Genomic DNA, 14,412 nt, shown 5'->3' on the forward strand with positions numbered 1-14,412 from the left:
CGGTCAGGTGGTGACTAGTTCAGACTCGGGCACCCGCCCCGGCCTTCTCACCCGGGTGCTGAAACGAGCGTGGATCCCGCTGGTGCTGGTGGTCGTTCTGGCGACCTCGGCGCTCATCGTGTCGCGACTGCACAAGATCTTCGGCTCGGAAGATCTCAACGCAAACGCCGGCAAGGGGATCGAGATCGTGCAGTTCAACCCGAAGGTCGTCGTCTACGAAATCTCCGGCGCCCCGGGCACCACGGCGAACATCAACTACTGGGACGAGAACGCCAACACGCACCAGGTCAACAACGCCCCGCTGCCCTGGTCGACCACCATCTCGACCACGCTGCCCTCGGTGAGCGCGAACATCATGGCGCAGAGCGACGGCAGCACGATCAGCTGCAAGATCACCGTGGACGGCGTCCTGCGCGACAATCAGAACTCCGCCGGCCATAACGCCCAGACCTTCTGCCTGGTGAAGTCCGCATGAGCGACGCGGGCAATCAGACCGAGCGCGACCTGAGCGCCGCCGACACCGGCCCCATCACGACCCGGGGCTTGTCGAAGGCCGAACGCGGCCATCGGCCCTACCTTCCCCACGCGATCCGCATCTTCGCGATCCCGATCATCATCGGCTGGGTCGCGATCACCGTGTTGGTGAACGTCATCGTCCCCACGCTGGAAAAAGTCGGCGAGGCGCACTCGGCGCCGATGACACCGCTGGACGCGCCGTCGATGAAGGCGATGATGCGCCTGGGCCACAACTTTCACGAGTTCGACTCCAACAGCACCATCATGATCGTGCTGGAGGGTCAGCACCCGCTGGGCCCCGATGCGCACCAGTACTACGACAAGCTGATCCGGCAACTCCGCCAGGACCCCAAGCACATTCAGCACATTCAGGACTTCTGGGGCGACAGGCTGACGGCCGCGGGCGCGCAGAGCGCCGACGCCAAAAGCGCCTACGTGCAGGTGAACCTCGCCGGTAACCAGGGCACCACGCTGGCCAACGAATCCGTGGACGCCGTGCGCAAGGTCATCGACGAGAACAGGGCACCGCCCGGTGTGAAGGCCTACGTCACCGGCCCCGCGGCGCTGTCCGACGACATGCACATCATCGGTAACGCCAGCCTGGCCAAGATCACGCTGTTCACCCTGGGCGCGATCGCGATCATGCTGCTGCTGGTCTACCGGTCCATCGTCACCACGCTCGTGCAGCTGTTCATGACCTTTGTCGCGCTGGCCTGTTCGCGCGGGGTGGTCGCGGTTCTCGCCTATCACAACGCATTCGGGCTCACCACGTTCGCCGCCAACATCCTCACCATGTTGGCGATCGCCGCGGGGACGGACTACGGCATCTTCCTGATCGGCCGCTATCAGGAGGCGTTGGCCGCGGGCGAGGACCGAGAAACCGCGTACTACACCACATTCAAGGGCGTCGCCCCGGTCGTCTTAGGCTCGGGCCTGACGATCGCGGGCGCGACCTATTGCCTCAGTTTTACCCGGCTGCCGTGGTTCAACACCATGGGCGCGCCCGTGGCGATCGGGATGATCGTCGTGGTGCTGGCCGGCGTCACGCTGGGGCCAGCGGTGGTGTTCGCCGGCAGCCGCTTCCACCTGTTCGAAAAGCAGGCCAAGCGTGGCCGGCTGTGGCGCCGGGTGGGTACCGCCGTAGTACGCTGGCCGGCACCAATTCTGGCCGTGAGCGCCGCGGTCGTGCTGGTCGGCATGATCGCCCTGCCGAGCTTTCACACGAGCTACAACGACCGCCATTACCTGCCGTTGTCAGCCCCGTCCAATAAAGGACAAGAGGCCGCGAACCGGCATTTCTCCGAGGCCCGAATGAACCCCGATCTGCTGATGATCGAGTCCGATCACGACATGCGGAACCCAGCCGACATGCTGGTGTTGGACCGGGTCGCCAAGAACGAGATGCGCACACTCGGGATCGCCATGGTCCAGGACATCACCAGACCGCTGGGCATCCCGATCCAGCACAGCTCGATACCGTTCCAGAACAGCGCCCAAAGCCAGACGACGATGCAGAACATGAGCTTTCTCAAGGAGCGCATGAACGACATCCTCAAGATGGCCGACGATCTGCAAACCCAGATCGACACCACCCAGCGCCAGTACGAGGTATCGCTGGACCTGGCCAACGCCGCCGACGACAGCGCGAAGACCACGGCGGTGACCTCGCAGATCACCGACAGCCTGCGCGACCACATCGCCGACTTCGACGACACCTTCCGGCCGATCCGCAGCATTTTCTATTGGGAGAAGCACTGCTATGACATCCCGGTGTGCTTCGGGCTGCGGTCCCTGTTCGACACACTCGACGGGTTCGACCAGCTCGCCGAGCAGTTCCACTACCTCACAGCCGACATCCAGCACACCGCCAAGGCCTCACGCGATTTGACCGCGCTGTTTCCCACGCTGATCACCACGCTGAAGACCACGCGGGGCATCACGCTGACCCTGTATCAGACGTTCAAGGCGATGATCGATCAGATGGAGGCGATGAGCAACACCGCGATCGTCATGGGTCAAAGCTTCGACGCATCGAAGAACGACGACTTCTTCTACCTGCCGCCCGAGGCCTTCGACAACCCGGATTTCCAGACCGGGCTCCGGATGTTCTTATCGCCGGACGGTAAATCGGCCCGGTTCTTCATCACGCATCAGGGCGACCCGATGTCGCCGGAGGGCATCGCGCAAGTCGACGCCGAACGCACCGCCGCGCAGGAGGGACTCAAGCAATCGTCGCTGTCCGACGCCCGCGTCTATCTCGGCGGAACCGCCGCGACGTTCAAGGACATGGCCGACGGCGAGAAGTACGACCTGATGATCGCCGTGGTGTCGGCCCTGACGCTGATCTTCATGATCATGCTGCTACTTACCCGGAGCGTGGTGGCCGCGTTGGTGATCGTCGGCACCGCGGCCAGCTCGATCGCGGCGTCATTCGGCCTGTCCGTGCTGATTTGGCAGGACCTGTTCGGCATCAGGATCCACTGGATCGTGATGGCGCTGTCCGTGATCATCCTGCTGGCCGTTGGATCCGACTACAACCTGTTGCTGGTCTCCCGGTTCAAGGAAGAGATCCATGCCGGCCTCAAGACGGGGATCATCCGGTCGATGGCCGGCACCGGTGGTGTGGTGACGGCGGCGGGTCTGGTGTTCGCCTTCACCATGGCGTCCATGTTGGGCAGCGATCTGCGGGTGCTCGGCCAGTTCGGCTCGACCGTGTGCATCGGTCTGCTGCTCGACACGCTGATCGTGCGCACGCTGCTGATGCCCTCGATCGCCGTCCTGCTCGGACGGTGGTTCTGGTGGCCGCAGGTGGTGCACCCCCGCGGTGACAACGCCCGACGGCCGGTGAGCGCCTAGCCAGATGGTGGCGACCCGCCGCGCCCGGCTACGCCGCGCTTGCGATCGCCACTAGCCAGATGGTGGCGACCCGCCGCGCCCGGCTACGCCGCGCTTGCGATCGCCACTAGCCTTCGGCCAGCGCCACGCTCACCGCCACCGCGCCGGCGCCGACATGTAGCGCGAGCACCGGTCCCAGCTCGGTGATGATCGCCGGTTCGCACGCCGGCAGCCGCTCGCCCAGCGCCGTCGCCACCTCCCGCGCGCCATCCGGGTTGTTGACGTGATGCACCGCCAGGGCGGCGGCGTCGTGGCCGACGACCTGGCAGACCCGATCGATCATCGCCTCGGTGGCGTGGCTGACGGTGCGTACCCGTTGGGCCAGAACGAGTTTGCCGTCGTCGATACGCAACAGGGGCTTGAGCGCCAGCGCGGTGCCCAGCCATGCCTTCGCCCCGCCGATGCGTCCGCTGCGGCGCAGGTTGTCCAGTCGGTGCACCACGATGAACGCATGCCCGCGGTCCACGGCCGCGCGTGCGGCGTCCGCGACGGCGTCGAGGTCTGCCCCGTCGGCCGCGGCCCGCGCCGCGGCCAATGCGACGAAGCCGGTGCCCATCGCGGCCGATTTGGAGTCGACGACGCGCACGTTCGGATCCAGGTCGGCCGCGGTGCGTTCGGCGGCCCGGCAGGTTCCCGACAGCGCCGACGAAATGTGCACGGCCACAACGCCGTCGGCGCCGCTGTCGGCCAGCGCCTGCTGATAGGCGTCGGCGAGTTCGGCGGGGGTGGCGGCCGCGGTGGTGGCCGCGAGCTTGTAGATGTCGTCGGGGACGTCGTCCACACCGTCACGCAGGTCGGCGCCGTCGAGCAAGATGTGCAGCGGAACGACGCGTATCCCCCACTTTTCGAGCAGGTCGGCGGGCAGACGTGCCGACGAGTCGGTCACCACCAGGACGGTCACGAGAGCTACCCGCGGGGCTTCCCGTGCGGCACGCCGGCCTGATTGCGCGGCTTCTCCTCATCGCGCTGCGCGCGCTGCATCGTCGCCACGCCGGCTTCGGCGAGCGCCTTGAGCATCAACTCCGCGACCGCCTGGTGGGCTTCGAAATTCCAGTGGATGCCGTCGGGGTTTCCCCGTCCGCTCATCACCTGTTCGGCGACGGCGGCTTTCAGATCGACCAGGGGGACGTTGTGGTTTTGCGCCCAATCGGTGATCGCGGCCGCCGTCCCGGCGCGGCCGTGGTGGGCCCGGCCGTAGGTGTCGGCGATGTGCACCGACGGCAGCGAGGCCACGATCGGGATGCCGGGTCGGTTGAAATCGATTGCGCCGCGGGTCTGTTCGAGGTAGTCCGCGCTCAGGTGCGGCGGCAGCGCCGATCTGGCCACCGGTGAAAGCCTCGGCTGCAGCCAGCCATAACCGTCGCGGACCCAGCGCCGCAGCCACGGCGGGCGCACATAGCGGATCAGCTCGCGCAGCGCGGTGGGCAGCACCGACGGCAGTGAATCCATGCCGCCGGTCGCGAAGATGACCGCGCCCGCCCTGGGCAGCGCCGCCCAGGCCCGCGGATCCTGGGTCGCCGCCCACCAGATGTCGCGGCACGTCCAACCAATGCGGCCGATTAGCTCGACGTCCCAACCCAGGTGCGCCGCAACGATGTTCGGCCAGATCCGGGGGTCGTCGGCGGGCAGCCCGCCGGTCGGCCCGTAGTAGGCCAGGGAGTCGGCGAAAATCAGCAGGGTCGGCTTCGACGGCCGTTCAGAGGACATCGTTGGACACCTGCGCCGAAGCGTTCCACACATCCAGACGCCAACGGATGCTGTCGAATTCGTCGGCCGGATCGTCGTTGTGGCCGGAGAGCTGGACCCAGCTGGCATTGCCCATGCCGCCCAGGATCGGCCAGTTGGCGACCGGAAGCTTCAGCAGCGCGGCCGACAAAGCGGCGATCAGCCCGCCGTGGGCCACCAGCACCACCGGGCGGTCGGGCCCGTCGGGCTGGCCCCATTCCGGCTCACCGGACACCAGTTCGGCGACCAATGGCACGCTGCGCGCGGCGACGTCGACCCTGCTCTCGCCGCCGTGCGGGGCCCAGGTGGCGTCTTCGCGCCAGGCCAGCCGGGCGCCGGGGGCCTGCGCGTCGACCTCGGTGTGCGTCATTCCCTGCCAGTCGCCGAGATGGGTTTCGCGCAAGCGCTGGTCGACCCGGATCGGCAGCCCGGTCAGCTCCCCCAGCCGGACGGCCGTGTCGTAGGCGCGATGCAGATCCGACGACACGATGAGCAACGGCTGCAGCTTGCCCAGCACCTCGGCGGCCGCGATCGCCTGCGCCCGGCCGAGTTCGCTGAGTTCGGAATCCAGCTGACCCTGCATGCGGCTGCCCGCGTTGAACTCGGTTTGCCCGTGCCGCAACATGATCAGACGACGAACCCTCATGACGCGCCCTCATCGGAGTTGGCGCGGTCCTCGTCCAGGTTTACCGGCACCACCGGGCAGTCGCTCCACAGCCGGTCGAGGGCATAGAAGTCGCGGTCCTCCTGGTGCTGAATGTGCACGACGATGTCGCGATAGTCCAGCAACGTCCAGCGGCCTTCCCGCGTGCCCTCGCGGCGCGCCGGCTTGTACCCGGCCTTGCGCATCTTCTCCTCGACCTCGTCGACGATGGCGTTGACCTGTCGCTCGTTGGACGCCGAGGCGATCACGAAGCAGTCCGTGATGGCCAGTTGCGCGGAGACGTCGATGACGATGACATCGTCGGCAAGCTTCGAGGCGGCGGCGCCGGCGGCCACCGTCGCCATGTCGATGGCCTCCTGGGTGGCGCTCATGGGTGATCCCCTGCGCTCATGCGTGTTTCGCTGTCCGGCACCGACGGCGCCACGTCGTCGCGGTAGAGCCGGCGCTTGGAGACGTACTGTACGACGCCGTCGGGCATCAGGTACCACAGCGGGCGGCGTTGCGCCGCGCGGCGACGGCAATCGGTCGAGGAGATGGCCAGCGCCGGGATCTCGACCAGGGTCAGCGCGTCCTCGGGCAGCTCACCGAGCACGCCGGTGACGTGTTCGCGGCGCAGCTCGTAGCCGGGCCGGCTGACCCCGATGAAGCGGGCCAGCTCGAAGGCCGTCTCCCAGCCCTGCCACGACAGGATGGAGGCCAGCGCGTCGGCGCCGGTGATGAAGTACAGCTCGGAGTCCGGATTGAGGGCGTGCAGGTCGCGCAGGGTGTCCTTGGTGTAGGTGGGGCCGGCGCGGTCGATGTCGACCCGGCTGACCGTGAAACGGGGATTGGACGCCGTGGCGATCACCGTCATCAGGTACCGGTCCTCGGCGGCCGAGACGTGCCGATCCTTCTGCCAGGGCTGACCGCTGGGCACGAACACCACTTGGTCGAGGTCGAACAGGTCAGCGACCTCGCTGGCGGCAACCAGGTGGCCGTAATGGATGGGGTCGAACGTCCCACCCATCACTCCTAACCTGCGAAGCTGCTTTTGCACGATGTGCCAGCTTACTTGAGCCGGTGTTACGGCCCGATTTCCCAGGTGTTGGTCACACGGGCCACACCAGTCTCTGCTTCGGGTGGCGTGTGTTGTGCCCGCCTCATAGCGACAAATGCTTTCCGCGGCGTCCGCGAGCCCTAGACCGGCAGCAGCTGGTCGATCACCGCGGCCAGCTGCTTGGCGGACCGGCACTCGTGCATCGTGATGACCTCCTGATAGCGCGGCACCGCCGAGTCGCCGCTGCCCCACAGGTGCTTGGGCTCGGGATTCAGCCAGTGCGCGTGCCGGCTGGCGGTCACCATGTGGCTCAGCAGCTCGATCTCCGGATTGCGGTAATTGGTGCGGCCATCGCCGAGGACCAGCAGCGAGGTGCGCGGGGATAGCACGTTGGGGAACGCCTGCACGAACGACGCGAACGCGTTGCCGTAGTCGGAGTGCCCGTCGCGACTGTAAACGCCGGACTCGCGGGTGATCCGCTGAATCGCCACGGCCAGGTCGGCTTCCGGGCCGAACATGTGGGTCACCTCGTCGGTCGTGTCGATGAAGGCGAACACGCGCACGCGTGAGAACTGTTGGCGCAGAGCGTGAACCAGCAGAAGGGTGAAATGGCTGAATCCGGCGACCGAGCCGGACACGTCGCAGAGCACCACCAGTTCGGGCCGCGCCGGGCGGGGCTTGGCCAGCACGACGTCGATCGGCACCCCGCCGGTGGACATCGACTTGCGCAGGGTCTTGCGCAGATCGATCGTCCCGGTCCGGCTGCGTCGCCGCCGCGCGGCCAGCCGGGTCGCCAGCGTCCGGGCCAGCGGCGCCACCACCCGGCGCATCTGGCGCAGCTGCTCACCGGAGGCGCGCAGGAATTCCACGTTCTCGGAAAGCTGTGGGATGCCGTACATCTGAACGTGATCGCGGCCCAGCTGCTCCGCGGTGCGCCGTTTGGTCTCGGCGTCGACCAGCTTACGCAATTGGGTGATGCGCTGCGCGGCAAGCGCTTTGGCGATCTCTTCCTGGCTGGGTGTCGGTTCGTCGCCGTACGAGACGAGCAGCCCGGCCAGCAGCTTGCCCTCGAGTTCGTCGAGCGCCATCGCCTTGAGCGCCTGATAGGACGAGAAGGACGGGCCGCGGCTGGAGCTGTATTTGCCGTAGGCCTCGACGATCCGGGCGATCATCGCGACCAGGCGCTCGTCCATGTCGGCGAGGTCGGGGTTCTGCGTCAGCAGATCCGCGAGCATCTGGCGCATCGCCTCGACGTCGTCGGGCGGCAACGCGCCGTCGTCGGGCGAGCCGTCGGCCTCGTCGTCGGTGACCACCGCGCGTGCGCCCAGCGCCGCCGGAAACCACAGGTCGAACATCGCGTCGTAGGTCTCGCGGTGATCCGGGCGGCGCAGCACGGCGCACGCGAGGCCCTCGCGCAGCACCATGCGGTCGCCCAAGCCGAGCGTCGCCATCACCCGGCCGGCGTCCACCGTCTCCGAGGGTCCGACCGAAATCCCCGCCCCGCGAAGCGCTTCCACGAATCCCACCAGATGGCCCGGCAGCCCGTGCGGGGCGAGCGGCCGGCTGGGTCGGACACGGCGGGTGGCCATCGCAGACTTCCTAATTCAGCCGCAGCTCGCCGGTCGCGCGCTGCTGGTCGGATTGATGTTTGAGCACCACGCCCAGCGTGGCCGCGACGACGGCGTCGTCGATGGTGTCCAGGCCCAGCGCGAGCAGCGTGCGGCCCCAGTCGATGGTCTCGGCGATCGACGGGACCTTCTTGAGCTGCATCCCGCGCAGCACGCCGATGATGCGGACGAGCTCCTCGGCCAGGTGCGCCGGCAGCTCGGGGACCCGCGACAGCAGAATGCGGCGTTCCAGGTCGGGACTGGGAAAGTCGATGTGCAAGAACAGACACCGACGCTTGAGCGCCTCGGACAGTTCGCGGGTGGCGTTGGAGGTCAGCACCACCAGCGGTGTCCGCTCGGCGGTGATGGTGCCCAATTCGGGGACGGTCACGGCGAAGTCCGACAGCACCTCCAGCAGCAGGCCCTCGATCTCGATGTCGGCCTTGTCGGTCTCGTCGATGAGCAGCACCGTGGGCTCGGTGCGCCGGATGGCGGTCAGCAACGGCCGCTGCAGCAGGAACTCCTCGCTGAACACGTCGTCCTTAGTTTGGTCCCAGTCCCCGTATCCGGCAGCGTTGCTGGTTTGAATACGAAGTATCTGCTTGGCGTGGTTCCACTCGTAGAGCGCGCGGGCCTCGTCGACGCCCTCGTAGCACTGCAGGCGCACCAGGCCCGAGCCGGTGGCCTGGGCGATGGCGCGGGCCAACTCGGTCTTGCCTACGCCGGCCGGCCCTTCCACCAGCAACGGCTTGCCGAGCCGGTCGGCCAGAAACACCGCCGTCGCGGTGGCGGTGTCGGGCAGGTAGCCGGTCTCGGCCAGCCGCCGCGAGACGTCGTCGATGTCGTCGAACAACGGCTTGGACCGGGCGGGCACACTCACAATCGGTTCTCCTAAAGCACTTCCTGGACGCGGGTTTCAGACCGGACGGGTCTGTCCGTCTCCCCACGCGATCCATTTGGTCGAGGTCAATTCGGGCAGCCCCATCGGGCCGCGGGCATGCAGTTTCTGGGTGGAGATGCCGATTTCGGCGCCGAAGCCGAACTGCTCACCGTCGGTGAAGGCGGTGGACGCGTTCACCATCACCGCGGCGGCGTCGACGCCGTCGGTAAACTTTTGCGCCGCAGCCATATTGGTGGTGACGATGGCCTCGGTGTGTCCGGTGCCGTACTCGTTGATGTGGGCGATCGCGGCGTCGATGCCGTCGACCACGGCCACCGCGATGTCCATCGACAGGTATTCGCGGCGCAGGTCGTCCTCGTGCGCATCCTTGGAGAATCCGCCGTGCACCGTCACGCCGGCGTCTTGCAGGGCGTTCACCAGCCGGGGCAGTGCCTCGTCAGCGATCGCGACGTCGACCAGCAGCGTCTCGGCGGCGTTGCAGACGCTGGGCCGACGGGTCTTGGAATTCAGCAGGATTCGCTCCGCCACATCCAAGTCGGCGCCGTCGTGCACGTAGACGTGGCAGTTGCCGACGCCGGTCTCGATGGTGGGCACCTGCGCGTCGCGAACCACCGCGTCGATCAGGCTCGCGCCGCCGCGCGGAATCACCACGTCGACCAGGCCGCGGGCCTGGATCAGATGCGTCACGGTCGAGCGGTCCTCGGCCGAAAGGAGTTGCACCGCATCGGCGGGCAGATCCTCGCTGACCAGCGACGCCCGCAGCACCTGGACCAGCGCCTGATTGGACCGGGCCGCCGACGAACTTCCGCGCAGCAGCACGGCGTTGCCGGACTTCAGCGCCAAACCGAAGGCGTCGACGGTCACGTTGGGCCGGCCCTCGTAGATCATGCCGACGACCCCGAGCGGAACCCGCTGCTGACGCAGCTGCAGCCCGTTGGGCAATGTGTAACCGCGCAACACCTCCCCGACCGGGTCCGGCAGGCCCGCGACCTGACGCAGGCCGGCGGCGATGCCCTCAACGCGCTTGGCGTCCAATGCCAACCGGTCCAGCATCGCGGCGGGCGTGCCGGCCGCCCGGGCGGCCTCGAGGTCTTCGGCGTTGGCCGACAGGATCAACTCGGTGTGCGCGGTGATCGCGTCGGCCGCAGAGCTCAGCGCCTGGTCCTTGGCAACCGTCGGCAACAACGCGAGGACTCGGGATGCGGCCCGGGCGCGCCGCGCGGCGTTGTGCACCTCCTGGCGCAAGTCAGGAAGCGATGGTGCTTGCAGACTCATTGAACCAGGGTATCCGGCGGAAAAAGCCAGGGTGAGGCGGCCCGGTGCGGGCTAGCCCCGAGGATGGCGACCCGCTTCGCCCGGCGCCGCCGCGCTCGCGATCGCCACTACCCCACCCGCTCACCGCGCCGGACGCTGCGCACCTTGCTGCGCCGCTCCTCGATGATGTTGCCGAAGTTCTGCAGCAGCAGCGGCGCCCGCGTCACCAGGTGCTCGATGTGTTCCCGGTCGATCTCCAGCGCCGTGACCTCTTCCAACGCATACGCGCTGGCCAGGTTCGGTTGCCGGGTCAGCGCCGTGAGCCCCAGGAACGACCCCTCGTCCAGCGTGCTGATCGGCACCATCGACCCGTCGTCGGCGGTCGCGGTGAGCTGCACGCGCCCGGCGACCAGGAATGTCATGGTCGTGGGCACCTGGCCGGCGTACTCGACCACCTCGTCGGCGCCGTATCGCACGATCCTCGCGGCGGACCGCAGCGAGCGCTGCTCCTCGGCGCCGATCCGCAGCGCCGGAGCCACCACCGTGTGCAACGCATGCTCGACCCGTTCGATCGTGGAGAAGTCGTCGTCGGCGTCGTCGAGGTGCAGCTCCTCCCGTCGCGCCGCATACCAGGCCCAGCGCAGGAAGATGGCCTTGGCCGCGCCGGCATCCGCCGGCGAGTTCAGCCCGATGGTCGTGCGGTACTCGCCCGCCCCCACCGGGACCGTCCGCGGCACACTTCCGGCCCTGAGTTGAGGCAGCCCCTCGGCGATCCGCGACAGCAGCGCACACACCCGGTCCGGCGGGTCGACGCTGGAGAACGTCGTCGTCACCGCCAACTTGTGCGCGCCCGGCGGGCGGCTCAGATTCGTGAACGCAGTGCTGGCGAGCATGGCGTTCGGCATGACCCGAATCCCGCTGCCGGTATCGATGTGCACGGCGCGCCAGTTGACCTCGACCACCCTTCCGCGCGCGGTGCCGGTGTCCAGCCATTCGTCGATGCGGAAGGGCTGCTCGAACAGCATGAACAAGCCCGACACGATCTGGCCGACGGAGTTCTGCAACATCAGACCGATGACGACCGAGGTGACGCCCAGCGCGGTGAAGATGCCGCCGATCCGCACACCCCAGATGTAGGACGACATCACCGCCAGGCCGACGCCGATCACCACCAAGCGGGCGCAGTCGAGAAAGATGCCGGGTAGCCTTTTGCGCCAACTCGTTTCGGGTGCGCCCGCGAACATCGTGGCGTTGAGACCGGACAGCACGAGGACGAGCACGAGCAGGCCGAAAACCGTGGTGAGGACGCGCACCGGAACGTCGCCGGCCGGCACCTGCGAGGCCTGGACCAGCAGCAGCAACAGCGCACCGAGCGGCAGCAGGTAGTTGCGCAGCAGGCCCACCTGCCTGGCCAGCGGACTGTTCCTGCGCAGCAGGGCGTCGTGCAACTCGGTGAGGACGATCAACCCGAGCGGCAACCCGACCGCGATGCCGATCGCCCAGTAGAACCACGACGAGTTGAAGAGGTTCATCAGCGCTCCAGTAACCGGTAGATGGCCTGATCGGTACCGCCGACGGAGATGGTGCCGGCGGGGGTGAACTGCCGAACGTCCCGCATCGCCTCGTACACCTGGGAGCTGACGTAGATGCCCGGTTGCGGTGCGCCACTGTGCATTTGATAGGCCAGGCTGACCGCGCCGCCCCACATGTCATAGACCAGGCCGGACCGTCCGACTAGCCCGCTGACCACGTTGCCCGTGTTGACTCCGACGCGCAGACCCAGCTGGTGCGCCGCCTGGCTGTTGAACCGATCGATGATGCGACCGATCTCCAGGGCGAAGTCGACGGCGCGGTGGATGCTGTCCAGCCGCGGTGTGACCACGCCACAACTGGCGAGATAGCCGTTGTGGAACGTGCGGATCCGTTCGACGCCAAGGGCTTCGGCGGCCGAATCGAATTGCCGGAAGAGGTCGTTGACGGTCGCGACCAATTCGTCTTCCGGCACGTCGCTGGAGACCTCGTCCAGGCCGACGATGTCGGCATAGATGACGGCCACATCCTGATGTTTCTGGGCGATGGTCTCCTCGCCCTCGCGGTAGCGTCGCACCACCGACTCGGGCATCAGCGCCAGCAACAGCCGGTCGTTTTCCCGGCGCTGCTCGTTGAGCAGCTCCTCCTTGATGGCCAGGTTTCGGCTCATCTCGTTGAAAGCGGCTGTGAGGTCACCGATTTCGTCGCGTCGCACGACGGGGATGTTGATCTCGTAGTCACCGGAGCTGATCTTGCGGGTGCCTTCCTCGAGGCGTCGGACCGGCCGTACCGCGGCCTGGGCGACCAACATCGAGGCGACGCAGATGGCGAAGATCATCGCGGCGACCGCGATCACCAGCGTCTTGCTGAACCTGCCGAGCCGGGCGAACGCGTCGGAGTTGTCGCGGGTCGCGAGGATCGACCAGTGCAGGTCGGAATTGGGGATGCTCAGCGGCGCATAGGCTTCCAGCTCCCTGTTGCCCAGGTAATCGGTGGCGCTCACCACCCCAGTGTCGCCGCGCTGGGCGGCGCGCAGGCCGGTCGTGTCGACGGGTTGCACCAGGGTGGTGGTGCCCAGCCGCAGCGCCCGGTCCGCCACGTCGGGCGGCGTGCCGGCGTCGATCGCCTGGCGCCGGTAGTCCTTCGGGTCCTCGATGAAATCCCGTGAATCGGAACGCATCAGGTCGTCGGGGCCCGCCAGATAGGTCTCCGTCGCCGGCCCCATCCCGGCGGCGTCCCAGCGTTTGTCGGCGGTCATGATCTTGTTGATCTTTGCGACCGGGACCGGCAGTGCCATAACGCCTTCGAATTTGCCGTTCATGCCGACCGGTGACACCACCCAGGCCGTGGGGGTGTCGAGTGCCGGCTGATACTGCTGGAAGTCGGTGATCCAGACGAAGTCCAGATCGTTGGAGGCCAACGCTTTCTGGTACGCCTCCTGCAGCTTCGATTCGCGGTACGGGCCGGTCAGGATGTTGGTCCCGAGATCGGGACCCTTCAATACGCTGTACACGACATTGCCCTGCATGTCCAACAGCAGCGCGTCCCGATAGTCGAAACGATTGACGATCCCGCGCATGTAGAAGTCGAAGCGCGCGTTCGCCGCCGACCAGGCACTGCCGTCGCCGGCGTCGAGGACTGGCAGGCCATCGGGGTTCGTTCGGGGGCCGGCGGTGTAGTGCGCCTGAATGTATTTCTGCGCGTTGGAACTTGGCAGGACGGCCCTGATGTCGATGGTGTCCCCGGTGATCTGCTTGATCGGCTTGATCATGTCGTTGTCGTAGTAATTGACCAGCGACTGCTGTTGTTCCGGCGTGATCGTCGCGTTGTTCAATTGAGCGAAGTCCGCTGTGAGGGCCGTCGTCGCCTGGGTGATGCCGAATCCGCCGCTCCAGGTGACCAGCGAATTCGACACCTCGCGGAACAGCGCCTGCACCGCTCGCTTCTGCAGTTCGCGCATCTCGATCAAGCGTTCGGACTCGACCTGCCGCAACGCGTTACGGCCGGAGACGGCCCCGATGAGGCCGATCACCGCCACACCCAAAATGCTCGACAGCAGCATGGTGATCAAGATCTTGGACTGGATGCCGAACCGGAAGCGGTCCAGGGCGCGCCGCCGCGCGCGCTTTGCGGCCGGTTGCGCCGGGCCGGGATCGGTATGGGGTTCAGCGTCCGTTAACTCGCTCGTGGTCAATCGCCTGCCCTTTTCTCATTCGATCCAGCACCCCTAACGCAGCAGAATATCGCGCGGACATCGAGATATTCGGCGTTTGCCGTGACGCGA

Annotated in this window: 12 protein-coding genes; 2 read left to right on the top strand and 10 right to left on the bottom strand. The window is 67.1% G+C overall.

Going from position 1 to position 14,412, the window contains the following annotated elements; all coding sequences use genetic code 11:
- The first annotated feature begins 55 nt into the window (after window positions 1-55).
- Both DQP57_RS00685 and DQP57_RS00690 read left to right on the top strand, forming a co-directional pair.
- Window positions 56-475, top strand: a complete 420-nt coding sequence (locus DQP57_RS00685) for an MmpS family transport accessory protein (RefSeq protein ID WP_112630882.1) — start codon at window positions 56-58, stop codon at window positions 473-475.
- The gene (locus DQP57_RS00690) at window positions 472-3,372 is read left to right on the top strand and encodes an RND family transporter (protein ID WP_112630754.1); all 2,901 of its coding nucleotides are present in this window, start codon (window positions 472-474) and stop codon (window positions 3,370-3,372) included. The genes DQP57_RS00685 and DQP57_RS00690 overlap by 4 nt, the downstream gene beginning before the upstream one ends.
- 106 nt (window positions 3,373-3,478) lie before the next feature.
- Here the strand turns inward: DQP57_RS00690 and DQP57_RS00695 are convergent, their stop codons facing one another.
- From DQP57_RS00695 to DQP57_RS00740, 10 genes are all read right to left on the bottom strand, one after another.
- The gene (locus tag DQP57_RS00695) at window positions 3,479-4,312 is read right to left on the bottom strand and encodes a DegV family protein (RefSeq protein WP_112630756.1); all 834 of its coding nucleotides are present in this window, start codon (window positions 4,310-4,312) and stop codon (window positions 3,479-3,481) included.
- 5 nt (window positions 4,313-4,317) lie between these two features.
- A complete protein-coding gene (gene octT / locus DQP57_RS00700) occupies window positions 4,318-5,118 on the bottom strand; it encodes a diglucosylglycerate octanoyltransferase (RefSeq protein WP_112630758.1) in 801 nt (266 codons plus the stop codon).
- Window positions 5,108-5,782, bottom strand: a complete 675-nt coding sequence (gpgP, locus tag DQP57_RS00705; protein WP_112630760.1) for a glucosyl-3-phosphoglycerate phosphatase — start codon at window positions 5,780-5,782, stop codon at window positions 5,108-5,110. Before gpgP ends, octT begins: the two co-directional genes overlap by 11 nt.
- Window positions 5,779-6,171: a ribosome silencing factor gene (gene rsfS, locus DQP57_RS00710; RefSeq protein WP_112630761.1), complete on the bottom strand. Its 393-nt coding sequence runs from the start codon at window positions 6,169-6,171 to the stop codon at window positions 5,779-5,781. The genes gpgP and rsfS overlap by 4 nt, the downstream gene beginning before the upstream one ends.
- Window positions 6,168-6,836, bottom strand: a complete 669-nt coding sequence (gene nadD, locus DQP57_RS00715; protein WP_112630763.1) for a nicotinate-nucleotide adenylyltransferase — start codon at window positions 6,834-6,836, stop codon at window positions 6,168-6,170. The genes rsfS and nadD overlap by 4 nt, the downstream gene beginning before the upstream one ends.
- A gap of 140 nt (window positions 6,837-6,976) precedes the next feature.
- Entirely contained in the window at window positions 6,977-8,425 is a 1,449-nt protein-coding gene (locus DQP57_RS00720; protein ID WP_112630765.1) for a vWA domain-containing protein, read from the bottom strand.
- Between the two features lie 10 nt (window positions 8,426-8,435).
- Entirely contained in the window at window positions 8,436-9,323 is an 888-nt protein-coding gene (locus DQP57_RS00725) for an AAA family ATPase (RefSeq protein ID WP_112630767.1), read from the bottom strand.
- A gap of 36 nt (window positions 9,324-9,359) precedes the next feature.
- Window positions 9,360-10,619, bottom strand: a complete 1,260-nt coding sequence (locus tag DQP57_RS00730) for a glutamate-5-semialdehyde dehydrogenase (RefSeq protein WP_165821721.1) — start codon at window positions 10,617-10,619, stop codon at window positions 9,360-9,362.
- A 107-nt stretch (window positions 10,620-10,726) separates the two neighbouring features.
- Entirely contained in the window at window positions 10,727-12,130 is a 1,404-nt protein-coding gene (locus DQP57_RS00735; RefSeq protein WP_112630771.1) for a mechanosensitive ion channel family protein, read from the bottom strand.
- Window positions 12,130-14,322 carry an adenylate/guanylate cyclase domain-containing protein gene (locus DQP57_RS00740; protein WP_112630773.1) on the bottom strand — a complete coding sequence of 731 codons (2,193 nt, stop codon included), beginning with the start codon at window positions 14,320-14,322 and terminating at the stop codon, window positions 12,130-12,132. Before DQP57_RS00740 ends, DQP57_RS00735 begins: the two co-directional genes overlap by 1 nt.
- Window positions 14,323-14,412 lie beyond the last annotated feature (90 nt).

Source organism: Mycobacterium colombiense (assembly GCF_003284935.1).
Taxonomy (GTDB): Bacteria; Actinomycetota; Actinomycetes; order Mycobacteriales; family Mycobacteriaceae; genus Mycobacterium; species Mycobacterium arosiense_A.